At 75.4% G+C, this 21,214-nt stretch carries 22 protein-coding genes; 7 read left to right on the forward strand and 15 right to left on the reverse strand.

Annotated elements, in window-relative coordinates; translation table 11 throughout:
* The first annotated feature begins 154 nt into the window (after positions 1-154).
* The 3 genes from FGD68_RS06780 to FGD68_RS06790 are packed head-to-tail and all read left to right on the forward strand — an operon-like array spanning position 155 to position 2,756.
* The gene (locus FGD68_RS06780) at positions 155-1,081 is read left to right on the forward strand and encodes an ABC transporter ATP-binding protein (protein WP_119373307.1); all 927 of its coding nucleotides are present in this window, start codon (positions 155-157) and stop codon (positions 1,079-1,081) included.
* Positions 1,078-1,911, forward strand: coding sequence for an ABC transporter permease (locus tag FGD68_RS06785; protein ID WP_119373306.1), 834 nt, complete (start codon positions 1,078-1,080; stop codon positions 1,909-1,911). The genes FGD68_RS06780 and FGD68_RS06785 overlap by 4 nt, the downstream gene beginning before the upstream one ends.
* On the forward strand, positions 1,908-2,756 hold the full coding sequence (locus tag FGD68_RS06790) for an ABC transporter permease (protein ID WP_104236206.1): 849 nt from the start codon (positions 1,908-1,910) through the stop codon (positions 2,754-2,756). The genes FGD68_RS06785 and FGD68_RS06790 overlap by 4 nt, the downstream gene beginning before the upstream one ends.
* Here the strand turns inward: FGD68_RS06790 and FGD68_RS06795 are convergent.
* Positions 2,719-4,062, reverse strand: a complete 1,344-nt coding sequence (locus FGD68_RS06795; protein ID WP_237609943.1) for an MFS transporter — start codon at positions 4,060-4,062, stop codon at positions 2,719-2,721. The two genes, FGD68_RS06790 and FGD68_RS06795, sit on opposite strands and share 38 nt — an antisense overlap.
* Positions 4,063-4,210: 148 nt before the next feature.
* On the opposite strand from FGD68_RS06795, the gene FGD68_RS06800 reads away from it, so the two are divergent.
* The gene (locus FGD68_RS06800) at positions 4,211-5,035 is read left to right on the forward strand and encodes a ribokinase (protein ID WP_181036689.1); all 825 of its coding nucleotides are present in this window, start codon (positions 4,211-4,213) and stop codon (positions 5,033-5,035) included.
* 24 nt (positions 5,036-5,059) lie between these two features.
* On the opposite strand, the gene FGD68_RS06805 is transcribed toward FGD68_RS06800, so the two are convergent.
* Positions 5,060-5,581, reverse strand: coding sequence for a helix-turn-helix domain-containing protein (locus tag FGD68_RS06805; RefSeq protein ID WP_104236225.1), 522 nt, complete (start codon positions 5,579-5,581; stop codon positions 5,060-5,062).
* Positions 5,582-5,707: 126 nt separating this feature from the next.
* On the opposite strand from FGD68_RS06805, the gene FGD68_RS06810 reads away from it, so the two are divergent.
* Positions 5,708-5,998 (forward strand): hypothetical protein, encoded by a 291-nt coding sequence (locus tag FGD68_RS06810; RefSeq protein ID WP_237609944.1) that lies wholly within the window; start codon positions 5,708-5,710, stop codon positions 5,996-5,998.
* Here FGD68_RS06810 and FGD68_RS06815 read toward each other — a convergent pair.
* Both FGD68_RS06815 and FGD68_RS06820 read right to left on the reverse strand, forming a co-directional pair.
* Positions 5,995-6,192: a hypothetical protein gene (locus FGD68_RS06815; RefSeq protein WP_237609945.1), complete on the reverse strand. Its 198-nt coding sequence runs from the start codon at positions 6,190-6,192 to the stop codon at positions 5,995-5,997. The two genes, FGD68_RS06810 and FGD68_RS06815, sit on opposite strands and share 4 nt — an antisense overlap.
* An 11-nt stretch (positions 6,193-6,203) precedes the next feature.
* Complete coding sequence (locus FGD68_RS06820) at positions 6,204-6,758, reverse strand: MOSC domain-containing protein (protein WP_104236211.1); 555 nt, start codon at positions 6,756-6,758, stop codon at positions 6,204-6,206.
* A gap of 293 nt (positions 6,759-7,051) precedes the next feature.
* Between FGD68_RS06820 and FGD68_RS06825 the strand changes: the two genes are divergently transcribed.
* A complete protein-coding gene (locus FGD68_RS06825) occupies positions 7,052-7,582 on the forward strand; it encodes a hypothetical protein (RefSeq protein ID WP_237609946.1) in 531 nt (176 codons plus the stop codon).
* Between the two features lie 66 nt (positions 7,583-7,648).
* On the opposite strand, the gene FGD68_RS06830 is transcribed toward FGD68_RS06825, so the two are convergent.
* Together FGD68_RS06830 and FGD68_RS06835 are read right to left on the reverse strand one after the other, a co-directional pair.
* A complete protein-coding gene (locus tag FGD68_RS06830) occupies positions 7,649-9,049 on the reverse strand; it encodes an MFS transporter (protein ID WP_119373471.1) in 1,401 nt (466 codons plus the stop codon).
* Positions 9,050-9,153: 104 nt separating this feature from the next.
* Positions 9,154-10,569, reverse strand: a complete 1,416-nt coding sequence (locus FGD68_RS06835; RefSeq protein ID WP_119373470.1) for an MFS transporter — start codon at positions 10,567-10,569, stop codon at positions 9,154-9,156.
* A 216-nt stretch (positions 10,570-10,785) separates the two neighbouring features.
* Here FGD68_RS06835 and FGD68_RS06840 point away from each other — a divergent pair, with 216 nt between their 5' ends.
* Positions 10,786-11,082 (forward strand): hypothetical protein, encoded by a 297-nt coding sequence (locus FGD68_RS06840; RefSeq protein WP_104236215.1) that lies wholly within the window; start codon positions 10,786-10,788, stop codon positions 11,080-11,082.
* Here FGD68_RS06840 and FGD68_RS06845 read toward each other — a convergent pair.
* The 9 genes from FGD68_RS06845 to ribD all read right to left on the reverse strand — a co-directional run bounded on the left by FGD68_RS06845 (position 11,079) and on the right by ribD (position 21,209).
* Positions 11,079-12,872: an ABC transporter permease subunit gene (locus FGD68_RS06845; protein WP_237609947.1), complete on the reverse strand. Its 1,794-nt coding sequence runs from the start codon at positions 12,870-12,872 to the stop codon at positions 11,079-11,081. The genes FGD68_RS06840 and FGD68_RS06845 overlap by 4 nt on opposite strands.
* Positions 12,872-14,413 carry an ABC transporter substrate-binding protein gene (locus FGD68_RS06850; RefSeq protein ID WP_237609948.1) on the reverse strand — a complete coding sequence of 514 codons (1,542 nt, stop codon included), beginning with the start codon at positions 14,411-14,413 and terminating at the stop codon, positions 12,872-12,874. Before FGD68_RS06850 ends, FGD68_RS06845 begins: the two co-directional genes overlap by 1 nt.
* On the reverse strand, positions 14,403-15,872 hold the full coding sequence (locus FGD68_RS06855) for an MFS transporter (RefSeq protein ID WP_237609949.1): 1,470 nt from the start codon (positions 15,870-15,872) through the stop codon (positions 14,403-14,405). The genes FGD68_RS06850 and FGD68_RS06855 overlap by 11 nt, the downstream gene beginning before the upstream one ends.
* Positions 15,869-16,696, reverse strand: a complete 828-nt coding sequence (locus FGD68_RS06860; RefSeq protein ID WP_237609950.1) for an ABC transporter ATP-binding protein — start codon at positions 16,694-16,696, stop codon at positions 15,869-15,871. Before FGD68_RS06860 ends, FGD68_RS06855 begins: the two co-directional genes overlap by 4 nt.
* Positions 16,693-17,553, reverse strand: a complete 861-nt coding sequence (locus FGD68_RS06865) for an ATP-binding cassette domain-containing protein (protein ID WP_237609951.1) — start codon at positions 17,551-17,553, stop codon at positions 16,693-16,695. The genes FGD68_RS06860 and FGD68_RS06865 overlap by 4 nt, the downstream gene beginning before the upstream one ends.
* A gap of 101 nt (positions 17,554-17,654) precedes the next feature.
* The gene (gene ribH / locus FGD68_RS06870; RefSeq protein WP_119373630.1) at positions 17,655-18,137 is read right to left on the reverse strand and encodes a 6,7-dimethyl-8-ribityllumazine synthase; all 483 of its coding nucleotides are present in this window, start codon (positions 18,135-18,137) and stop codon (positions 17,655-17,657) included.
* A complete protein-coding gene (gene ribA, locus FGD68_RS06875; protein ID WP_104236416.1) occupies positions 18,134-19,468 on the reverse strand; it encodes a GTP cyclohydrolase II in 1,335 nt (444 codons plus the stop codon). Before ribA ends, ribH begins: the two co-directional genes overlap by 4 nt.
* The gene (locus FGD68_RS06880; RefSeq protein WP_119373629.1) at positions 19,465-20,133 is read right to left on the reverse strand and encodes a riboflavin synthase; all 669 of its coding nucleotides are present in this window, start codon (positions 20,131-20,133) and stop codon (positions 19,465-19,467) included. Before FGD68_RS06880 ends, ribA begins: the two co-directional genes overlap by 4 nt.
* Positions 20,133-21,209, reverse strand: coding sequence for a bifunctional diaminohydroxyphosphoribosylaminopyrimidine deaminase/5-amino-6-(5-phosphoribosylamino)uracil reductase RibD (ribD, locus tag FGD68_RS06885; RefSeq protein WP_237609952.1), 1,077 nt, complete (start codon positions 21,207-21,209; stop codon positions 20,133-20,135). The genes FGD68_RS06880 and ribD overlap by 1 nt, the downstream gene beginning before the upstream one ends.
* Between the last annotated feature and the right edge of the window lie 5 nt (positions 21,210-21,214).

Here is a 21,214-nt window from a genome sequence, read left to right on the forward strand (position 1 = left end):
CGGGCGGACGGCGGCCGAGCGGTCGGGCGTCCGACGAGCGGAGCGTCGCGCGTGCCGCATCGCCGTGGCGACTCTACGCGCCGGCCACCGCACGATCGCCGGGAGTGATTCCGCTCGTGGAGAAAACCCCCGGCCATGCCTAGGCTGTGGAGTCGTGCCCACCCCCGTCATCACCGCAGACCGCCTCGTGAAGAAGTACGGCGAGCACGCCGCCGTCGACGGCCTCTCCTTCGAGGTCGCGCCCGGCGAGTCCTTCGGGCTGCTCGGGCCGAACGGCGCCGGCAAGTCCACGACCATGCGCATGATCGGCGCGGTCTCCTCGCGCACGGGCGGCTCCCTCGACATCCTCGGGCTCGACCCCGACACCCATGGCCCCGAGATCCGCTCGCAGCTGGGCGTCGTGCCGCAGGCCGACAACCTCGACATGGAGCTCAAGGCGCGCGACAACCTCATCGTCTACGGCCGCTACTTCGGGCTGCCGCGGAAGCAGGTCGCGGCCCGCGCCGACGAGCTGCTCGAGTTCGCGCAGCTGAGCGACCGCGCGAACGCGAAGGTCGACGACCTGTCCGGCGGCATGAAGCGGCGCCTCACGATCGCGCGCGCCCTCATCAGCGACCCGCGGATCCTGCTGCTCGACGAGCCGACCACGGGCCTCGACCCGCAGGCCCGCCACATCCTCTGGGACCGCCTGTTCCGCCTCAAGGAGCAGGGCACGACGCTCGTGCTCACCACGCACTACATGGACGAGGCCGAGCAGCTCTGCGACCGGATCGTCGTCGTCGACGAGGGCCGCATCATGGCCGAGGGGTCGCCCGCGTCCCTCATCCGCGACCACTCGAGCCGCGAGGTGCTCGAGGTGCGCTTCGGGTCCGACCGCAACGAGTCCGCATCCCGCGAGATCGCCGGCTACGGCGACCGGGTCGAGGTGCTGCCCGACCGCGTGCTCGTCTACGCGTCCGACGGCGAGGCCGTGCTCAGCAGGATCCTCGAGCAAGGCCTGAAGCCCATCACCACGCTCGTGCGCCGCTCCAGCCTCGAGGACGTCTTCCTCCGCCTCACGGGACGGAGCCTGGTCGAGTGAGCGCCGTCGACACCCGGCAGGCCGCGGTCGCCGGCGGCGTCCGCCCCCGCCGCTTCGGCGCCTGGTACGCGGCCGAGCACCGGCTGCTCGGGATCCGCGCCTACCTCGGCACCGCGCTCGCGACCGGCATCGGGAGCCCCTACGTCTACCTCTACGCGCTCGGCGTGGGCCTCGCGACCGTCGTCGACCGCGGTACGGACGCGAACCAGGCGCTCGGCGTCAGCTTCCTCGTGTTCGTGGCCCCCGCGCTCCTCGCGACCAGCGCCATGACGGTCGCGAGCGAGGAGTTCAGCTTCCCGATCTTCGGCGGGTTCAAGTGGAACCCCGTGTTCCAGGCGATGAACGCGTCGCCGCTCACGCCGGCCCAGATCATCGACGGCCAGGTCATCGGCGTCGCGATCCGCATGGCGCCCACGTGCATCGCCTACTTCGCGTTCATGCTCCTGTTCGGCGCGGTGCCGCTCGGTACGGGCTTCCTCGCGATCGGCGCCGCCGTGCTCACGGGCATGGCGATCGGCGTGATGCTGATGGCCTACGTCGCGACCCTCACGCAGGACAGCGGGCAGATCGCGATGGTGATGCGCTTCGTCATCACGCCGCTGTCGCTGTTCTCGGGCACGTTCTTCCCGCTCACCCAGTTCCCCGTCTGGCTCCAGTGGATCGGCAGGATCTCGCCGCTCTGGCACGGCACCGAGCTCGGCCGGGTCGCGACCTACGGCATGCAGGAGCCGCTCTGGCTCACGGTCGCGCACGTCGCGTACCTGCTGCTCTGGCTCGCGGTCGGCTGGACGCTGTCGCGCCGCGTCGCGACGAGGAGGCTGCGCGCATGACCGGATCCACGTTGCCCGCGAACGCCCCGGCGCCCGCGCCCGCCGCCCGTCGCAGCCGCGGCGGCCCCCGATCGCTCTACGCCGGCAACGCCCGCTCCGTGCTCTCCCGTGGCCTGCTCGCCACGCGCAGCACCAACTGGACCATCGTCCTCTCCGGCTTCTTCGAGCCCGTCTTCTACCTGCTCGCGATGGGGATCGGCCTCGGCTCGCTCGTGGGCGACGTGACCACGAGCACCGGCCAGCCCGTGCCGTACGCCGCCTACATCGCGCCCGCGCTCCTCGCGGTCTCCGCCATGAACGGCGCCGTGTACGACTCCACGTGGAACGTCTTCTTCAAGATGAACCACTCGAAGCTCTACCAGGGCATGCTCGCGACCTCGCTCGGCCCGCTCGACGTGGCCTTCGGCGAGATCTCGCTGGCGCTGCTGCGCGGCGTCGTCTACTCGTCGGGCTTCCTCGTGGTGATGCAGGTGCTCGGCCTCAACCTGTCGTGGTGGGCGATCCTCGCGCTGCCGTCCGTGGTGCTCATCGCGCTGGCGTTCGCGAGCTTCGGCATGGCCGTGACGAGCTACATGAAGACGTTCCAGCAGATGGACTGGATCAACTTCGTCCTGCTGCCGATGTTCCTGTTCTCGGCGACCTTCTATCCGCTGTCGGTGTACCCGGCGTGGGTCCAGACGGTGATCCAGGCGCTGCCGCTCTGGCACGCGGTGGAGCTCGTGCGCGGGTTCACGACGGGCGCGCTGTCGTTCGCGGTCGTCGGCCACGTGCTCTACTTCGCGGTGATGACGGCCATCGGCCTGGTCTTCACGACGCGGCGGCTGCGGGTCCTCTTCCTCGACTGAGGCCGCCCGCGACGAGCGCGAGGCCGACGGAGCCCATGACGACGGCGGCTGTGGCGACCGCCACCGGGTACGCGGACGGCTGCGCGGACGGCGGCAGGAGGGCGAGCACCTGCGCCGTCACGACCGTGGCCAGCAGCGACGACGCGGCCAGCACCGTCGACGTGAGCGACGAGACCCGGCCCATGGTCCCGACGGGTGCCTCCGCCTGGAGGATCGGGCCCTGCGAGACGAGGAACACCGCGAAGACGAGGCCCGCGATCCCCATGAGGATCGCCGCCGGCAGGAATGCGCGCACGGTCGAGTACGCGGCGTAGGTCGCGCCGAGCGCGACGAGGGCGGCCGGGACCACGCGCTCGGGGCGGATGAGGGTGACGAGCGCGGGCGCCGTCAGGGCGCCGACGAGGCCGCCGACCGCGAACATCGCCGTGACCGCGCCGTACTCCGCTGCCGTCAGGCCCATCGTGGTGAGGGCGAGGAGGGCGAGGGTCGCGTTGTTGACGCCGAGGGTCACGCCGTAGGCGGCGAGGCCGGCCACGAGGATCCGGAGCCGCGGCGAGGACCGCACGATGCGGATCCCGGCGGCGAGCTCGGCGCGGAAGCGGGCTCCCGCGGAGGCGACCGTGCCGTGCGCGTGCGCATCGCCTTGCGCCTCCGGCGGGCCGGTGTCGGCGGCCGTGGCCCCGCGCTCGGGCACCGCGAGCACCAGCGCCGCCGACGCGAGGAACGACACGGCGTCCATCACGAGCGCGGGCTCCGGGCCCAGCAGCGCGTAGACGGCCGGGCCGGTCAGCCCGGAGAGGATCCCGACGCCCGTGCTCGCGAGCAGCGAGCGTCCCGCGGCGGCGGCACGGCGATCGACCGGGACGACCACCTGCACCAGGGCGGCGCGCGCCGGGTCGAAGAGCTGCGACACGCAGCCGATGACCAGCTGCGTCATGATGACGGCGGCGATCACCAGGGGCGTCGGACCGGTGACGGCGATCACCATGAGCGGCACGAGCAGCGCGGCCCGCGCGAGGTCGGCCGCGACCATCACGCGGCGGGCGGGCCAGCGGTCGACGAGCACGCCCGCGATCGGCGCGAGCACGAGGCGCGGGAGGCTCGTCGCGCCGATGACCGCGCCGATGTAGAGCGGCAGGGCCGGGTCGCCCGGGGCGAGTCCCGTGGCGAGCCACACGGTCACGGTCGCCGCGAGCACGTACTCGCCGAAGGCGGAGAGCGCCTGCGCGAGCCAGATGAGCGTGAACGAGCGGGAGATCAGGAGCGGAGGACGCGGGTCGCGCGGGCGGCGGTCGGGGTCGGGCACGGGCGGCCTCCGATCGGTCGTCTCCTCCCCACGGTAACGGCAGGCGCGCCGGTGCCCGGGCCGTGCCGGGCGTGAGGATCCGCTCGGTACCCTGGCCGAGAGCGCCACCCGGGCGCGGCCGGCCAGGTGCCGGGGGAGGCAGGTGCCCATGGGCCGCGTCGTGGTGCTCGGATCGCTCAACGTCGACCAGGTGGTGCGCGTGCCGCGGCACCCGCAGCCGGGGGAGACCCTGATGGGGTCCGACCCCGAGCGGCTCTGGGGCGGCAAGGGCGCGAACCAGGCGGTCGCCGCGGCCGACGCCGGCGGCGAGGTCGCCATGGTGGGGGCCGTGGGCGACGACGCCGACGGATCCGCCTACCGCGCGCGCCTCGCCGACCGCGGCATCGACGTGTCCGGCCTCGTCACGGTGGACGACGCCACGACGGGCCTCGCGATCATCGCGGTGGACGACGACGGCGAGAACACGATCATCGTCGCGCCCGGCGCCAACGCCCGCGTGACGGATGCCCACCTGGATCCGCTCGACGCGCTCACCGCGGGCGACGTGCTCCTCGCCTCGCTCGAGCTGCCCCTCGACACCATCGCCGCGGGCGTCCGCCGCGCGCACGCCGCCGGCGCCCGCGTGGTGCTCAACCTCGCGCCCTTCGCCGCGCTGCCCGCCGAGGTGCTCGCGCTCGCGGATCCCGTCGTCGTCAACGAGCACGAGGCCGGGCTCCTCCGCGAGTCCGGCACGCCCGCACCGGCGTCGCTGCTCGTCACGCTCGGCGCCGAGGGCGCGATGTGGGGCGACGTCGAGGTCCCCGCGTCGAAGGTCTCCCGCGTCGTCGACACCACGGGCGCGGGCGACGCGTTCTGCGGCGCGCTGGCCTCCGCGCTCGCCGCGGGCGCCGACCGCGAGGCCGCCCTGGTCGTGGCCGCCGACGCGGCCGCGGTCGTCGTGCAGCGGCAGGGCGCGCAGCCGGCGGACGATTGATCCGCATGGCCGCATCCGCCGACGTCAGACCGGACGCCGCCGACCGCGCCTGACCCCGCCCTGGTCGAGCGTCCGGTCCCGCGACAGCGGATACGCCCTGTCGAGGCGCGGGCCCACCACCACCCGGAGCAGGAATCGCGACAGCAGCGCGCCGCCGGCCCAGTACGCCCCGATGAGGAGCGCCGCGACACCGGGCAGCACATGGGTGGCGATGCCGGCCACCACGAGCAGCGTCCAGACGATCCCGACCCCGGAGTAGAGGGACCGGTAGCCGTCGACCGCCCGGTCGCGCTTCTCCTGCTGTTGCTCCGCGCGGTCGTCGAGCGCGGACACCGTCCGGCCGAAGTCGCCGTCGTCGACGGTGGCGAAGAGGTCCCGCACGGGCACCTCCAGCGCCTTCGCGACGAGCGACAGCGTCTCGAGGCTCGCGTCGTTCCCCGCCTCCAGACGCTGCACCGTGCGCACCGTGATCCCGCTGGCCTCGGCCAGCCTGTCCTGCGTCCAACCCCGCTCGCGGCGGAGGTCCGCCACCCGTGTCTCGTTCATGGGGCCAGCCTGGCCGCCGGAGCGGATCCGCACCATGACGCGGACCCGACAGCTCCCCGACATCTCCCCGACAGCGGGGCGACAGGGGGGCGGAGGGCGCACGCGGCGCCGTGGCAGGCTGGACGCATGCCCCCGCATCCCCGCCTGAGCTTCCGCGAGCAGGCGGAGGGGGCACTGGTGACGTTCGCCGGGACCGTCGCCTACCTGCTGTTCGTGGTGGGGCGCGACACCGAGGTGCGCACGGAGGGCGACCGCGTGCTGGTCGTCGTGTGCACGATCGGGGCGATCGCGATGGCGGCGGTGGTCCTCGTCGTCGTGACACGCGGTGCGCTCCGGCGGCGGCGCGGGAGCGCGGCCGCGGCCGGTCGGGCGGACGCACCGCAGGTCGACGGCCCCGCCGACGAGGGGCGCTCCTAGCGGCGGAGCCCCCGGCGGCGCGCGATCTCCACTGCGAGACCCACCAGCACGAGCGCGGCACCGGCCGCGGCGAACCACCAGGCGATCTCCATGCCGGCGGGCTCCTCGCCCACGATGCCGCCCATCACGGCGCCCAGCGCCACCGCGACGACGAGCGCGCCGGACCCCGCCAGGGTCGCCGCGAGGATCCGCATGTCCGCGACCATCAGACGGGCTGCAGCGCGAGCTGCTCGCCCGCGGGGAGCTCCACGCGGACGGCGTCGTCGGGGCGGACCTCACCGCCGGTGATGACGACGCCCATCACGCCGGACTTCCGCACGACGTTCCCCTCGGCGTCGCGGTCGAGCACCGCCTTCATGGCGCCGGTGCCGAGCTCGTCGATCTGGATGCAGGGGTTCCGCAGGCCGGTCAGCTCGACCACGGCGTCCTCGCCGAGGTGGAGGCGCGTGCCGGTGGGGAGGTCGAGGAGCGGGATGCCCGCGGTCGTGACGTTCTCGCCGAGGTCGCCCGGCCCGACCCGGTAGCCCTTCTCCGCCAGCTCGTCGTGCAGCTCGGCGTGGACGAGGTGCACCTGGCGGAGGTTCGGCGCGTCCGGGTCGCGGCGCTTGCGCGAGAGGTGCTGGACGGTGGTGCCGAGGTGCGCGTCGCCCTCGACGCCGAGGCCGGCGAGGAGCGTGATCGACGGGCGGACGGGCTTGGAGAAGCGGTGGGCGTCGTCGCGCGCGACCGCGAGGACCCGGGGCGAAGCGGACGGCTGCATGCCAGCGACGATAGCGGCGCGGCCCCCGCCGGGCGAGCCCCCGGCCGGGACGGGGGCGCGGGGTCCCGCTCGCCCGGTCGGCCCGCTAGGTTCGGGGCATCGGCGGCGATGGGGGATGCGATGCGCGCGACGGCCATGAGCGGATCGCGACGGACGACGCTCGTGGCGGGCCTCGCCTCCGCGGGCGCCCTGCTGCTGCAACCCGCGCTGCTGGGCGGCTTCCGGATCCAGCCGACGCCCGACATGGCGTCGACGATCGAGCTGCGGAGCCCGTCGTCGATGTCCTCGGCGTCGTGCTCACGGTGGTCGCCGCCGTGGTGCTCGCCCGCGGCGTGCGCGGGGAGCCGGGGCTCGTGCGGGCATCGCGCGTCAGCGGCGTCGCGGTGCTCGTGCATGCGGCCGTCGTCGTGGGGATCGCGGCGGCGCAGGCGGCGATGCGGCCCTTCGCCGAGGCGGCCTCCCTCGACGAGCTCCGGTCGACCGGCCTCATCACGCTGACGACGGCGCTCGACCTCGTCCGGGCCGCGGCCCTCGTGGTGCTCGCGGTGGTCGTGCTGCGCGGACAGCTGCTCGAGCCGCTCGCCCGCGTCGCGCTCGCGGTGATGGCGGCGGCCACGGGGGCGTACGCGGTGCTCGGCTCGATCGCCGGGCTGCTGCTGGGTGCGGGCGGAGCCGCGTACCTGCTGATCCCGGTGGCCCCGCTGCTCATCACGCTGCCGACCGTGGCGCTCGTGGCGTCGGCCGCGTTCGCGCTCGGGCTCGTGATCCACGGCCGGTCCGCGGCGATGCGCGTACGGGCAGAGGCGATCCGCCGGGCCTGGTGAGGGCGTGGTCCGGATCCCGGACATGACGAGAGCCGGGTCGACGCATCGACCCGGCCCTCGATCCGGTCAGCGTGCGGCGGCTGCCGTGCCGGCCTCGCCGTGCTCCCGCAGCACGAGGAGCGCCACGAGCGAGATCGCGGAGGCGACGCTGAGGTAGACGCCGACGAGCATCACGCCGCCGCCGCCGATGTCCCAGAGCCATGTGGCGATGAACGGCGCGACGGCGCCGCCGATGATGCCGGCGAGGCTGAACGCGAGGGACGCGCCGGTGTAGCGGACGTCGGCGGCGAACAGGCCGGGCAGCAGGGATCCGACGGCGCCGTACCCGATGCCGATGAGCGCGAAGCCGAGGATCACGAACATGAGCGTGCCGGGCAGGCCCGCGGAGAGCAGGGGATCCATCAGCAGGCCGAAGAGGACCATGCCGGCGGCGCTCACGGCCACGATCGGACGCGCGCCGCGACGCTGGGCGAGCGCGCCCGAGACCACGATGGTGATCGCGAAGGACACGACGCCGACGAGGAGCATCAGCAGGAAGGCGGTGCGGGTGTACCCGAGGCCGGCGTGGAACGAGGAGGCGTCGAAGGGCTTGCCCGCTGCGGTGGCTGCGGCCTGCGCGGCCTCCGCGGTGCGCGGCGACGTGCCGTAGGTGACCGCGAACGTGGTCATCAGGTAGAAGAGCGTGAAGATGGCGAGGAGGGCGAGCGCGCCGAGGATCAGCCCGCGCCAGCCCGTGCGGATGGTGCGGCCGAGCGGCATCCGCGACGTCTCGCCGCGGTCGAGGACCGCCTGGAACTCCGGCGCCTCCACGAGCTTCACGCGCACGTAGAGGCCCACGAGCACGAGCACGGCGCTGGCGAGGAACGGCACGCGCCAGCCCCACGACTGCAGGTCGGCGGGGGTGAGCGTGAGCGAGAGCACGAGGAACAGGCCGGTCGAGAGGAAGAAGCCGATGGGCGCGCCGAGCTGCGGGAACGTGCCGTAGATCGCCCGCTTGCCCGCGGGTGCGTTCTCGGTCGCCAGCAGCGCCGCGCCGCCCCACTCGCCGCCGAGGCCGAGCCCCTGGACGAAGCGGAGCACGGCGAGGGCGGCGGGGGCGGCGACCTCCCAGCCCGGCGTGAGGCCGCTCGGCAGGGATCCGATGAGCACGGTCGCGATGCCCATCGTGAGCAGCGACGCGACGAGCGTGCGCGTGCGGCCGAACCGGTCGCCGAAGTGGCCGAAGAGCACGGATCCGATGGGCCGGGCGAAGAACGCGACGCCGAACACGGCGAGGGACTGCAACTGCGCGACCGCGGGATCCGAGTTCGCGAAGAACAGCGCGGGGAACACCAGCACGGCGGCGGTCGCGTACACGTAGAAGTCGAAGAACTCGATCGACGTGCCGACGAGGCTGGCGACCAGGACGCGCGAGCGCGGGTTGGCCGGGGCGTCGACGGGCGGGGCGGTGGCGGGGGCAGCGGTCATGGCGGTGGCTTCCGGCTTCAGGGACGGGGAGACGCCACTGACGTGGCGCGCCGACGGTACCGACGCTCCCCGCCCCTCCGGGCCGGCCGTTCACATGACGCGTGTCAACTGACGTTCCCCGCGTAGTCCGCGTCGCGCGTCTCGCGGCTGATGATGAGCGCCACCAGCGTGATCGCCGCCATCGCGCTCAGGTACACGCCGACCAGCAGCACGTTCCCGTCGAGCAGCTGCCAGAGCGCCACCGCGATGAAGGGAGCGACCGCGGCGCCGAGGATGCTCGCGACGTTGTAGCTGATCGCGGATCCCGTGTAGCGCACGTTCGTCGGGAACAGCTCGGGCAGCACCGCGCCCATCGGCCCGAACGTGAGGCCCATGAGCGTGAAGCCGATGATGAGGAGCGCCATCGTGCCCGCGAAGCCGCCCGAGAACAGCGGCACGAAGAGCAGGCCGAAGACGAGGATCCCGACGGTCGTCGCGATGAGCATCTTGCGGCGGCCGTACCTCTCCGCGAGCGGTCCCGAGACCATCGTGAAGATGCCGAAGAACACGACGCCCACGATGAGCATGAGCAGGAAGTCGTTGCGCGCGTAGCCGAGGCCCGCGGCGAACGTGTCCGGGTTGAAGGGCTTGCCCGCTGCGGTCGCGGCGGCCTCTGCGGTGGCGGCGTCGCGCGCGGTGGTGCCGTAGGTGAGCGTGAACGTCGTCATCAGGTAGAAGAGCGTGTAGGTCGCCAGCATGATGAAGGTGCCGAGGATCAGCGGGCGCCAGCTCGTGACGAACACGCGCGCGACGGGCAGCTTCGCGACCTCGCCGGAGTCGACGACCTTCTGGAACGCGGGCGTCTCGATGAGCTTCAGGCGCACGTAGAGGCCCACGATCACGAGCACGGCGCTCGCGAGGAACGGCACGCGCCAGCCCCACGCCTGGAACTGCTCGGGGGTGAGGCCGAGGCTCAGCGTGAGGAAGACGCCGTTGGCGACGATGAAGCCGATGGGCGCGCCGAGCTGCGGGAACGTGCCGTAGATGGCGCGCTTGCCGACGGGCGCGTTCTCGGTGGCGAGGAGGGCGGCGCCGCTCCACTCGCCGCCGAGGCCGAGGCCCTGGCCGAAGCGCATGATCACGAGGAGCGCGGGGGCCGCGACCTCCCAGCCGGGCGTGAGCGCGGTGGGCAGGCAGCCGATCAGCACGGTCGCGATGCCCATGGTGAGCAGCGACGCGACGAGCGTGCCCTTGCGGCCGACGCGGTCGCCGAAGTGGCCGAAGAGGATGGATCCGATGGGCCGCGCGATGAACGCGACGCCGAACACGGCGAAGGACGCGAGCTGCGCGACGGTCGGGTCGTCGTTCGCGAAGAAGAGGGCGGGGAAGACGAGCACCGCCGCGGTCGCGTAGACGTAGAAGTCGTAGAACTCGATCGACGTGCCGATGAGGCTCGCGATGATGACGCGCGAGCGCGAGTTGCCTGCGGGCGGGGTGGCGGTGGACGGGGCGGCGGTGCGGGCCGCGGGGGTCGTGGACATGCGGGGAGACGGCTTTCGGCTGGTGCGGCGTGAGCGGCAGGGGCGCGCGGATGGGGCGGGCGCGCCGGTCGGGCGCGGGCGCCGGGTGCGGCGGAGTCGAGGGGGCCACTCGTGATGGCCGAGCTGAGTTTACGCCCCTGGGGAGATGCTGTGCGCGGTCGCTAGGTTGGGCACGGACCGGCGGAACCCGCGATGCCGCCGACCACGAGGAGCCCCATGGAGCACGAGACCGGCCGCGCTGTCCTGCCGGGGCTCGCGAAGCTCTGCGGCGTCGGGGTGTTCGCGGCCCTCGCGACCGGGTACTGGTACCTCGCGATCCCGTGCGTCGCGGTCGTCGTGCTCTGCGTGCTGCAGCTGCGTCGCTGGACGCACCAGGAGCTCGAGGAGCGCGCCCGGCTCGCCGAGGAGCCGACCGAGGAGGATCGGGCGGAGGCGCTCAGGTGGGACGAGGACGGCGGCGTCGCCCTCGACCCGCTGCCGTCGGAGGAGCCGGGGCCGGACGAGCGGCGCTAGCTGCCGGGGGCCATCGCGGGCGCGTCGGCCGGGCGCGCGTCCGCGGCGGATCCGCGTCGCCGCCTCAGCAGCCCTGTCAGGTCGTGCGCCGACAGCGACACCGCCAGCACCGCGGCCAGCACGAGCGCGAGCGCGGGGGCGGCGACCGCCCACGGCGCGCGCTCCGCGTAGGCGCTGCCCTCGCTGAGGATCAGGCCCCACTCGGGCGTCGGCGGGGCGCTGCCGAGGCCGAGGAAGCCGAGCGCCGCGAGCGTGAGGGCGATGCCGGGGAGCCGCAGCATCGCGTTCCGCACCACGGGGCCGACGACGGCGGGCAGGAGGTGCCCGAGCAGGATCCGCGCGCGTCCGACGCCGAGCACCGGCAGGATCCGCACGTGCGGCTGCGCGCGCGCCTCCTGCATCAGGGCCCCGGCGTGCGCGGCGAGCGGCGCCCAGCCGACGGCGGCGACGGCGATGGCCGCGCCCGCGGTCGACGGCCCCTGGATCGCGGCCACCACGATGCCCGCCAGGATCGGTGGGGCCGCGTTCGCGACCTCGATCGGCCCGATCGCCGCCCGCGGCAGGAGCCCGAGCGCGAGCCCGACAGCGCAGCACGCGATCACCACGAGGAGCGCCGTGCCGAGCGTCGTGACGGCGCCGTGGCCGACCCGGCCGAGGAGGTCCCGGCCGCTCGCGTCGGCGCCGAACGGCAGCGCCCACGAGGGCGGGGCGAGGCGGCCCGCGGTGGTGGCGAGGGGATCCCGCGCGAGACCCGCCACGACGATGAGCGCGAGGAGGCCGGCCGCGACGGCGGGGACGACGGCGTCGCGCGGTCGGGCGGGGACGCGCGCGTCGGGCACGGGCAGCGACCCGAGGCGGAGGGCGGGGCCGAGGAGCGCGCGACGGGCGAGATCCGCGAGCGCGCCCGCGGCGACGGCGACCGCGAGGAGCGCGAGCACGCCCGCCTGCAGCGCGGGGATGTCCTGGCTGCTCGCCGCGCCCAGGGTCGCGCGGCCGATGCCGGGGATCGCGAACACCTGCTCGACCGCGACCGCTCCGCCCGTGAGGCCGACGAGGACCAGCCCGACCTGCCCGAGCACGGACGGCAGCGCCCGGCGCAGCACCGCGAGGGTCGTGCGCGCGGGCGGCAGGCCGGCCATCGCCCAGGTCGCGACCCAGCGCTCGGCCGATGCGGACCGGATCGCGTCGGCGAGGAGGCGCCCGATGAGCCCGCCCGCGGGGATCCCGAGGGCGAGCGCGGGGAGCGCGGCGTTCGCGGGCCCGTCCCAGCCGGACGGCGGCGCCCAGCGCAGCCAGACGGCGACCACCACGAGCAGCGCGGTCGCGAGCAGGAACTCGGGGAGCGCGGTGAGGGCGGCGGCCAGGGCGCCGGATCCGCGGGCCAGGCGCCCGCGCGTCGCGTCGCGGAGGGCGGGCGCGCAGAGGAGCGCCGCGACCGCCACGGCGCCCGCGATCGCGAACGCCATCAGCGTGAGGGAGACGCCGAGCGCGTCGAGGGTGCCGGGGAGGACCGGACGGCCGGAGATCCACGACGTGCCGACGTCGCCGCGGAGGGCGCCCGCGAGCCAGTCGAGCGAGACGGCGAGCGGCCCGCGGTCGAGGCCGAGCTGCGCGCGCACCGCCGCGAGCGCCTCCGGGGTGGCCTCGAGGTCGGCGTAGCGCGCGCGGAGGATCGTGTACTCGGGCGAGCGGCCGGAGAGCCACGGCAGCGCGCCGACGAGCGCCACGACGCCGCCGATCGCGACGACGCGGGACGCCCCGACGACGAGCCCGTCGCGCGCGCGGCCCATCAGCGCTCGACGCGCGTGTCGACCGTGATGAGCGCGCGCTCGCGGGGATCGCGCACGGCGCCCGTCACCCCGGCGGCCTCGCCCTGGATCACGCGCTCGTGCAGGAGCGGCACCGCGGCGTCGTCGGCGAGGACGAGCGCCTCGACCCGCATGATCGCGGCGCGGCGCTCGGGCCCGGCCGGCAGCGCGGACGCGTCGGCGAGGGCCTGGTCGACCGCGGGGTCGCACTCCTGCGAGATGTTGAACGAGCCCTGGCACGCGAAGTCGCTGTAGAGGTACGCGGCCGGATCCCCGGAGTCGAGCACGGTGGCGCGCGACAGGATGAAGGCGTCGAACCTCCCCGCCAGCGCGTCGGCCTCGATGTACTGGTACTCGCGCACGTCCTGGCTCACGTCGAAGCCGGCGGCCTCGAGCTGCTGCTCGAGCTGCACGGCGACCTCGGGGAGCTCGGCGCGGTCGGTGAACGTGCCGAGCGTGATCGGCACGCCGTCGACCTGCGCGGGAGTCGCCCTGCCCGTCAGCGCGTCGCGGTACGAGGCGCCGTCGCGGAGGTCTGCGGCCCAGGGCAGCGCGGGTCCGAGGAGCCCGGTGGCCGCGTCGGCCCGGCCCTCGTACACGCCGGAGACGAGGGCGGCGCGGTCGACCGCGGCCTCGGCGGCGGCGCGCACGCCCGGGTCCGCGAAGGGCCCGGTCCGCGTGTTCAGGTACAGCGTGTTGGTGCGCGGCATCGCGACCTCGTGCAGGAGCTGCGGATCCACCTGCGCGGCCTGGCCCACGGGGATCGCCTCGACCACGTCGGCCGTCCCGGTGCGGAGGGCGGCGGCGCGCGCGGTGCCGTCGGGCACGAAGCGCACGTCGATCCCGGCGGACGCGGCGCGGCCGCCCCAGTAGTCGTCGAACCTGTCGAGCGTGGCGGAGGACGTGCCGTCGGCCGCCGTCAGGCGGAACGGCCCCGTGCCCGTGCCGACGGGCGAGACCGTGCCGTCGGCGCCGTACGCGGAGGCGGCGAGGATCGCGAGCTGCGGGCTCGACATGCGCTGCGGCACGAGCGGGTCGGGCGTCGCGGTGCGCACGAGGACGCGGTCGCCGTCGGCGGTGGCCGTGAGGTCGACGCCGTCGAGGATCCGCGGCTTCGGGCTCGCGGTCGCCGCGGCGGTGAGCGAGTCGGCGGCCTGCGCGGCCGTGAGGGTCGTGCCGTCGTGGAAGGGCACGTCGGGGCGGATGTCGAAGGCCCACGTCAGGTCGTCGACGCGGGTCCAGCCGGTGGCGAGCTGCGGCTGCGCGTCGCCGAGGTCGTCGAGGGTCACGAGCGTCTCCGCGGTGCTCCAGCGCGCGAGCTTGAAGGCGTCGTCGCTGAGGGGCGTGAGGCCGGAGCGCGGCGGCTGCAGCATGGCGAGGCGGATGCGGCCGTCGCCGTCCTGTCCGCCTCCCGTCGTGGATCCCGGGCTCGTGGCGAAGCAGCCGCTGAGGGCGAGCGTGGACGCGGCGGCGAGGGCGATCAGGGCGGCGGAGCGGGCGGGGTGGGGGCGTCTAGCGGGCATGGGGTCCTGTCTCGGGGATGCGCGGGGCATCGACGGCGATGCGCGGGGCATCGGGGGTGGTGGTCGGGGGAGCGGGCGTTGCGCGCGGGGACGCGGCGCGGCCGGGTGCGGGCGCGTCGGGCGCGTGGGGCGCGTCGTGCGCGGGGACGGGCGCGGGCAGGAGCCGGGGCAGGCCGACGGCCGCCGCGACGGGCAGCACGGCGAGGATCCCCCAGGCGACGGCCGGCGCCGCGTCGAGCAGGGATCCGACCACGCCGCCGGCGACGAGCACGGCGACGCCGCCGCAGCTGGCGAGCAGGCCGTAGAACGACGCGGTCGGACGGCCGGCGGCGAAGGACGGGACGAGCTCCATGGTCACGGGGCCCGCGGTCATGTGGCCGAGCGTGAGGCAGACGACGAGGAGCGCGGCGGGCACGAGCTCGGCACCCGCGGGCGGCGGCACGACGGACGCGACCGCGAGCGCCGCGAAGCCCGTGGCGGTGGTGCCGAAGCCGAGCGCGAGCGCGCGACCGGGGCCGAGCCGCTTCGCGAGGAGGGCGACGGGCCACTGCAGCGCGATCGTGAGCAGCGAGACGGCGAGGAACGCGGATCCGACCGCCGCCGTCCCCGCACCTGCGCGCGCGAGCTCGAGCGGCAGCCCGAGGTAGAGCTGGTTGTAGGCCACGAGGTCGACGGCGAAGAGGGCGGAGAACGCGAGGAAGCGGCGGTCGCGGACGGCGGCCCAGCGGTCGGCGACGGGGGCGGCGACGGGGACACCTATGTGGGCGGCGCCGGCAGCAGCACCGGCGGCAGCACCGGCGACGGGCGCGGATCCCGGGCGCGACTCCCCGGGCGATGCCGCGACGGCCCGCCCCGCGTCCGCCGGGATCACGCACCACAGCGCCACCCCCACGGCCGCGAACAGCGCCGCGCCCACGAGCACGGTCGCGGAGAACCCCAGCCCGAGCAGGGCGGCGCCCACGAGCGGACCCACGGCCGCGCCGATCTCGCCCACCAGCACGAGCGCCGCGAACAGCGAGGGTCGCCCGGGCCGCCGGGTGGGACGGGACCGCGCGTCGGCGGCGGCCACGAGGCTCTGCAGCGCCGGGCTGAACAGCGCGCCGCCGAGTCCCGTGAGGATCGCGCCGACGAGGAAGCCGACGAGGTCCGCGGCCAGCGCGAGCCCCAGGTAGCCGGACACGCGCACGACGCAGCCCGCGGCGATGAGGGTGCGCGGGCCGAACCGGTCGGCGAGCATGCCGCCGAGGAGGAACAGGCCCTGCTGGCTGAAGGTGCGGGCGCCGAGCACCAAGCCGATCGCGAGGGCGCCGAGCCCGAGGTCGTCGCGCATCACGACGGCGAGGAACGGCACGACCGCGTAGAAGCCGAGGTTGAACACGAGCTGGCTGGAGAGGAGGACGGCGGCGTGGGGCGCGGTGGTGCCCGGGCCCGCGGGTCCGGGCGGGTGGGACGCGGTCATGCGGTGAGCGCTCCCGGCAGCCGGGGCACGGCGTCGGCGAGCTCGCGCGTGGCCGGATGCGCGGGGTCGGCGAGCAGGCGCCCGGTCGGCCCCTCCTCCGCGATCCGCCCGCCCGCGAGCACCGCGCTGCGCCCGCAGAGCCGCGCGACGGCGTCGAGGTCGTGCGACACGAGCACGAGCCCCAGGCCGCGCTCGCGCACGAGGTCGCCGAGCAGCTCGATGATCCGGTCGCGCAGCGGCAGGTCCACCCCGCTCACGGGCTCGTCGGCGAGGAGGATCCCCGGGGAGGTCGCGATGGCCCGGGCCAACGCCACGCGCTGCGCCTGCCCGCCGGACAGCTCGCGGGGCCGGCGGTCGGCGAGGGATGCGGCGAGGCCGACGTCGTCGAGGGCGCGGGCGACGATCGCGGCGTGGTCGCCCGGCACGTCGAGGCGGCGCAGCGGCTCGCGGATGAGCTGCCGCACGGTCATGCGCGGCGCGAGGCTCGCGCCCGGATCCTGCGGCACCATCTGCACGCGCCGCCGGTACCAGCGGAGGGCGGATGCGCGGCCGGGTGCGACAGCGCGGTCGCCCAGCGCGACGGTGCCCGCGGTCGGCGCCTCGAGGGCGAGCAGCACGCGCAGCAGGGTCGACTTGCCGGATCCGGAGCGGCCCACGATCCCGACCGTCTCGCCGGGCCCCACGCGGAAGGTCACGTCGTCGAGCGCGGGTGCGGGGCCGGGGGCACCGGATGCGCGGGCAGCCCGAGCCGCGCGGCGCCCCGCGGGGTCGCGGCGCGGCGGGTACCGGTGCGTGATCCCCGTCGCGGTGAGCGCGTCGGTCATCGGGCCGCCACCGCGCCGAGCGGGGTCGACGCGGACGCCGCCGGCGCGACGCGATCCGCGGATCCGCCGCCCGCCCGCCGCGCCGCCGCCGCCACGAGCGCCCGGCTGTACGCGTGCCGCGGTCGCCGCACGAGCTCGCGCATCGACCCGGCCTCGACCACGCGGCCGGCCTCGAGCACGACGACCCGGTCGCACAGCGCCGCGGCGACCGCGATGTCGTGGGTGATGAAGAGGAGCGACTGGCCGGTCGCGTCGAGGCGGCGGCGGATCACGTCGACCACGCGCGCCTGCGTCACGACGTCGAGCGCGGTCGTCGGCTCGTCGGCCAGCAGCAGGTCGGCGCGGCAGAGGAGCGCGAGAGCGAGGCAGACGCGCTGGCGCTGGCCGCCCGACAGCTCGGCGGCGAAGGCGGGGAGCGTGCCGTCGGGATCCTCGATGCCCACGTCGGCGAGGAGCGCGACCACCTCGCGTCGGGCGTCGCGGCGGGTGAGGAGCCCGCCGTCCGCGGCGGATCCGCGGGCCCGGCTCGCGCGCAGCGCCGCGACGAGCTGCGCGCCCACCGTGATGAGCGGGTTCAGCGCCGCGAGGGAGTCCTGCTGCACGGCGGCGACGCGGCCGAGGCGCGCGCGGGGCGCGTCCGGCGCGACGGCGCGGCCGTCGAGCTCGACGACTCCGCGCACGCGGGATCCGGGCGGCAGCGTCCCGAGCACGGCCTGTGCGGTGAGCGACTTGCCCGATCCGGACGCGCCCACGAGCGCGACCCGCTCGCCCGCCCCGACCCGCAGGTCGACGTCGTGCACGAGCGGCGCCCGGTCGATCGCGACGGAGAGGGAGCGGACGTCGAGGGCGGGCTGCACCGGGCCCCCGTCCGTCCGCGCCGGGTGCCGGGCGGTCCGGCGGCGCTCCCGACGACCTTACTGATACTCGTTCTCGATATCAAAACCGAGCGGAGGGAAGGTCAGGCTCCGCGGATCCCCTTCAGCAGCAGCGCCGTCGTGACCGCGGCCTCGGCCGCCTCGGCGCCCTTGTCCTCCTTCGACCCCGGGAGCCCGGCGCGGTCGATGCCCTGCTGCTCGTCGTCGAGCGTGAGCAGCCCGAAGCCGATCGGCTTGCCCGCGAGGAGCGACGCCTGCGTGAGGCCGGAGGTCGCGGCGTCGGACACGTACTCGAAGTGCGGGGTCCCGCCGCGGATGATCACGCCGAGCGCGACGACCGCGTCGGCCCCCGCGTCGAGCGCCGCGCGCGCGACCACGGGCAGCTCGAAGCTGCCGGGCACGCGGATCACCGTGGTGGTCACGCCCGCCGCGTCGAGCACGCGCTGCGCGCCCGCGAGGAGGCCCGCGCTGATCTCGTCGTGCCAGCGTCCGGCGACGACCGTGACCCGGAGGCCGCTCCCGTCGAGCGCGGTCGGGTCGATCTCGGGTGCTCCGTGTCCGCTCATGCGGTCTCCTCCTGGGGTGATGCGGTCGTGGTGGTCAGGCCGTCGGGCGCCTCGGCGTCCGGGTAGGCGTCGGATCCGATGTGCATGTCGGTGTCGAGCACCATGCGGTGCCCCATGCGGTCGCGCTTCGTCTCGAGGTAGCCGGCGTTCACGTCGTTGACGCCGACGACGAGCGGCACGCGCTCGGTCACCTCCACGCCGTGCGCCTCGAGCTGCCGCACCTTCTCGGGGTTGTTCGTGAGCAGGCGCACGTCCTCGATCCCCATCTCCTGCAGGATCGCCGATGCCGCGCCGTAGTCGCGCGCGTCCGCGGGGAGGCCGAGGGCGACGTTCGCGTCGAGCGTGTCGAAGCCGTCCTCCTGCAGCCGGTACGCGCGCAGCTTGTTGACGAGGCCGATCCCGCGGCCCTCGTGCCCGCGCAGGTAGACGACGACGCCGCCGTCCCGCTGGATCTCGTCGAGCGCCGCGTCGAGCTGCGGCCCGCACTCGCACTTGAGGGATCCGAGCGCCTCGCCCGTCAGGCACTCCGAGTGCACGCGCACGAGCGTCCCGTGCGCGCGCGGCTCGCCCGCGACGATCGCGACGTGATCGGCGCCCGTCGTGCGGTCGCGGTAGGCGCGCAGCTTCACGGAGCCGTGCGTGGTGGGGACGGTGGTCTCGACCTCGAAGATCACGCGCGACGCCTCGGGGATGGCGACGGCGGGCTCGAGCGGACGATCGCAGTGGAACTCCTCGAGGTGCGCCTTCAGCGCCTCGATCGTGACGACCAGCACGCCCTCGCGCTCGCCGAGGGCGAGGAGGCCCGGGAGCCGCATCATCTCGCCGTCGTCCTGCACGATCTCGCTGATCGCGCCGACGGGCGTGAGGCCCGCGAGCGTCAGCATGTCGACCGCCGCCTCGGTGTGGCCGTCGCGCTCGCGCACGCCGCCGTCGACCGCGCGCAGCGGCAGGATGTGGCCCGGCCGGTGCAGGCTCGTCGGCACGCTGCCGAGGTCGGCGAGCACGCGCAGGGTGTGCGCCCGGTCGGACGCGCTGATGCCCGTGGAGAGCCGGTCGGCCGCGTCGACGGAGACCGTGTAGGCGGTGCCGCGCGGATCCCGGTTGTCGGCCACCATGAGCGGCAGCTCCAGCCGGTCGGCGATCTCGTTGGTCATGGGCGCGCAGATGAAGCCCGACGAGTGCTTCACGAGCCAGGCCACCCACTCGGGCGAGGCGGACTCGGCGGCGAGCAGCACGTCGCCCTCGTTCTCGCGACCCTCGTCGTCGACGACGATCACGGGGCGGCCCGCACGCAGCTCCTCCAGCGCGGCGGGGATGCCGGCGAGGCTCACGCGCCCGCCTCCTCGGTGCCGGTGCCGGTGCCGGTGCCGGTGCCGGTGTCCCGCGCGTCGAGCGCGAGCATCCGCTGCACGTGGCGCGCGAGCACGTCGGTCTCCAGGTTGACCTCGTCGCCGGGCTCGAGCGCTCCGAGCGTGGTGGCGGTGAGCGTCTCGGGGATGAGCGACACCTCGAACCACGCGTCGGCGTCCGGGGTGTCCGTGGCGCTGACGGCGCTCACGGTGAGGCTCACGCCCTGCACCGTGATGGATCCGCGATCCACCACGAGCGGCGCGAGGTCGGCGGGCAGCGAGAAGCGGAGGATCCGCCACGCCTCGCCCGGCGTTGTCGCGAGCAGGCGCCCGGTGCCGTCGACGTGGCCCTGCACGATGTGGCCGCCCAGGCGGTCGCCCACGCGCGCGGCGCGCTCCAGGTTCACGCGGTCGCCCACGCCGAGGCGTCCGAGCGAGCTCATCACGAGCGTCTGCCGCATGACGTCGGCGGTGAAGCCCTCGGGCGTCTGATCGACGACCGTGAGGCACACGCCGTCGACGCTGATGGAGTCGCCGTGGCGGGCGTCGGACACCGCGAGCGGCGCCTCCACCGTGATCCGGGCGGAGTCGCCCTCGGCGTCGAGCGCGAGGACGCGTCCGCGCTCCTCGATGATCCCTGTGAACATCACTGGCCTTCCGTGGTGGGTCGCGCGGTCACGAGGAGGTCGTCCCCGAGCCGCGTCGTGCTGATGAGGGTGAGTCGGTGGGCGGCCGGCATGCTCGGCACGCCGAGGTCGCCGGTCGCGGTGCGCGGGCCGCCGAGCAGCACGGGCGCGAGGTAGGCGACCACCTCGTCCACGAGCCCGGCGGCGACCAGCGCGGAGACGATCGTGGGGCCGCCCTCCACGAACACATGGCGGATCCCGCGTCGGCCGAGCTCCGCGAGCGCTTCCGCGGGGTCGTGGCCCGCGATGCGGATCAGCCGGCGCGGGTGCCGGTGCACGGCCGCGTCGTCGGGGATCGCGCGCTCGCCGAGCACGACGGGCGCGGGCTGGTGCGGGTACGGGATCCCGTCGGGCCGGCGGGCCGTGAGCGCGGGGTCGTCGGCGAGCACGGTGCCCGTGCCCACGAGGATCGCGTCGGCCTCGGCGCGGCGGCGGTGCACGTCCTCCCGGGCGGCGGGCCCCGTGATCCAGCGGCTCGTGCCGTCCGCGGCGGCGATGCGGCCGTCGAGGCTGGAGGCCCACTTCGCGGTGACGAAGGGGCGACCGAGCCGGGCGGATCCGAGCCACACGCGCAGGAACGCCGCGGCCTCCTCGGCGAGCACGCTGTCGGTGACCTCGATGCCCGCGGCGCGCAGCCGTGCGGCGCCACCCGAGGACTCGGCGCCCGGGTCGGCGACCGCGTAGGCGACGCGCGCGACGCCGGCCTCGATCAGGGCAGCTGCGCACGGACCGGTGCGCCCGGTGTGGTTGCAGGGCTCGAGCGTGACGACGGCGGTGGCACCGCGTGCCCCGCCCGCGGGCAGCTGCCGCAGCGCGTCGACCTCGGCGTGCGCGGATCCGGCGCCGCGGTGGCGGCCCTCGGCGATGACGCGGCCGGACGCGTCGAGGATCACGCAGCCGACGCGCGGGTTGGGGCCCCACGCGGGACCCTCGGCGGCGAGCTCGAGGCCGCGGCGCATCGCGCGCTCGAGCGCGGGTGCGTCGGCCGCGTGCTGGCCGGCCGCGTGCCCGTGCGCTGCCGTCGGGTCGTCGTGCATGGTGT

The sequence above is a fragment of the Clavibacter californiensis genome, from assembly GCF_021952865.1.
GTDB lineage: Bacteria > Actinomycetota > Actinomycetes > Actinomycetales > Microbacteriaceae > Clavibacter > Clavibacter californiensis.

Coding starts and splice junctions, on each gene's coding strand:
- FGD68_RS06790 (WP_104236206.1), top strand. CDS start 1,908: ATGACCGGATCCACGTTGCCCGCGAACGCCCCGGCGCCCGCGCCCGCC.
- FGD68_RS06800 (WP_181036689.1), top strand. CDS start 4,211: ATGGGCCGCGTCGTGGTGCTCGGATCGCTCAACGTCGACCAGGTGGTG.
- FGD68_RS06805 (WP_104236225.1), bottom strand. CDS start 5,581: ATGAACGAGACACGGGTGGCGGACCTCCGCCGCGAGCGGGGTTGGACG.
- FGD68_RS06810 (WP_237609944.1), top strand. CDS start 5,708: ATGCCCCCGCATCCCCGCCTGAGCTTCCGCGAGCAGGCGGAGGGGGCA.
- FGD68_RS06815 (WP_237609945.1), bottom strand. CDS start 6,192: ATGCGGATCCTCGCGGCGACCCTGGCGGGGTCCGGCGCGCTCGTCGTC.
- FGD68_RS06820 (WP_104236211.1), bottom strand. CDS start 6,758: ATGCAGCCGTCCGCTTCGCCCCGGGTCCTCGCGGTCGCGCGCGACGAC.
- FGD68_RS06830 (WP_119373471.1), bottom strand. CDS start 9,049: ATGACCGCTGCCCCCGCCACCGCCCCGCCCGTCGACGCCCCGGCCAAC.
- FGD68_RS06835 (WP_119373470.1), bottom strand. CDS start 10,569: ATGTCCACGACCCCCGCGGCCCGCACCGCCGCCCCGTCCACCGCCACC.
- FGD68_RS06840 (WP_104236215.1), top strand. CDS start 10,786: ATGGAGCACGAGACCGGCCGCGCTGTCCTGCCGGGGCTCGCGAAGCTC.
- FGD68_RS06845 (WP_237609947.1), bottom strand. CDS start 12,872: ATGGGCCGCGCGCGCGACGGGCTCGTCGTCGGGGCGTCCCGCGTCGTC.
- FGD68_RS06850 (WP_237609948.1), bottom strand. CDS start 14,413: ATGCCCGCTAGACGCCCCCACCCCGCCCGCTCCGCCGCCCTGATCGCC.
- FGD68_RS06855 (WP_237609949.1), bottom strand. CDS start 15,872: ATGACCGCGTCCCACCCGCCCGGACCCGCGGGCCCGGGCACCACCGCG.
- FGD68_RS06860 (WP_237609950.1), bottom strand. CDS start 16,696: ATGACCGACGCGCTCACCGCGACGGGGATCACGCACCGGTACCCGCCG.
- ribH (WP_119373630.1), bottom strand. CDS start 18,137: ATGAGCGGACACGGAGCACCCGAGATCGACCCGACCGCGCTCGACGGG.
- FGD68_RS06880 (WP_119373629.1), bottom strand. CDS start 20,133: ATGTTCACAGGGATCATCGAGGAGCGCGGACGCGTCCTCGCGCTCGAC.
- ribD (WP_237609952.1), bottom strand. CDS start 21,209: ATGCACGACGACCCGACGGCAGCGCACGGGCACGCGGCCGGCCAGCAC.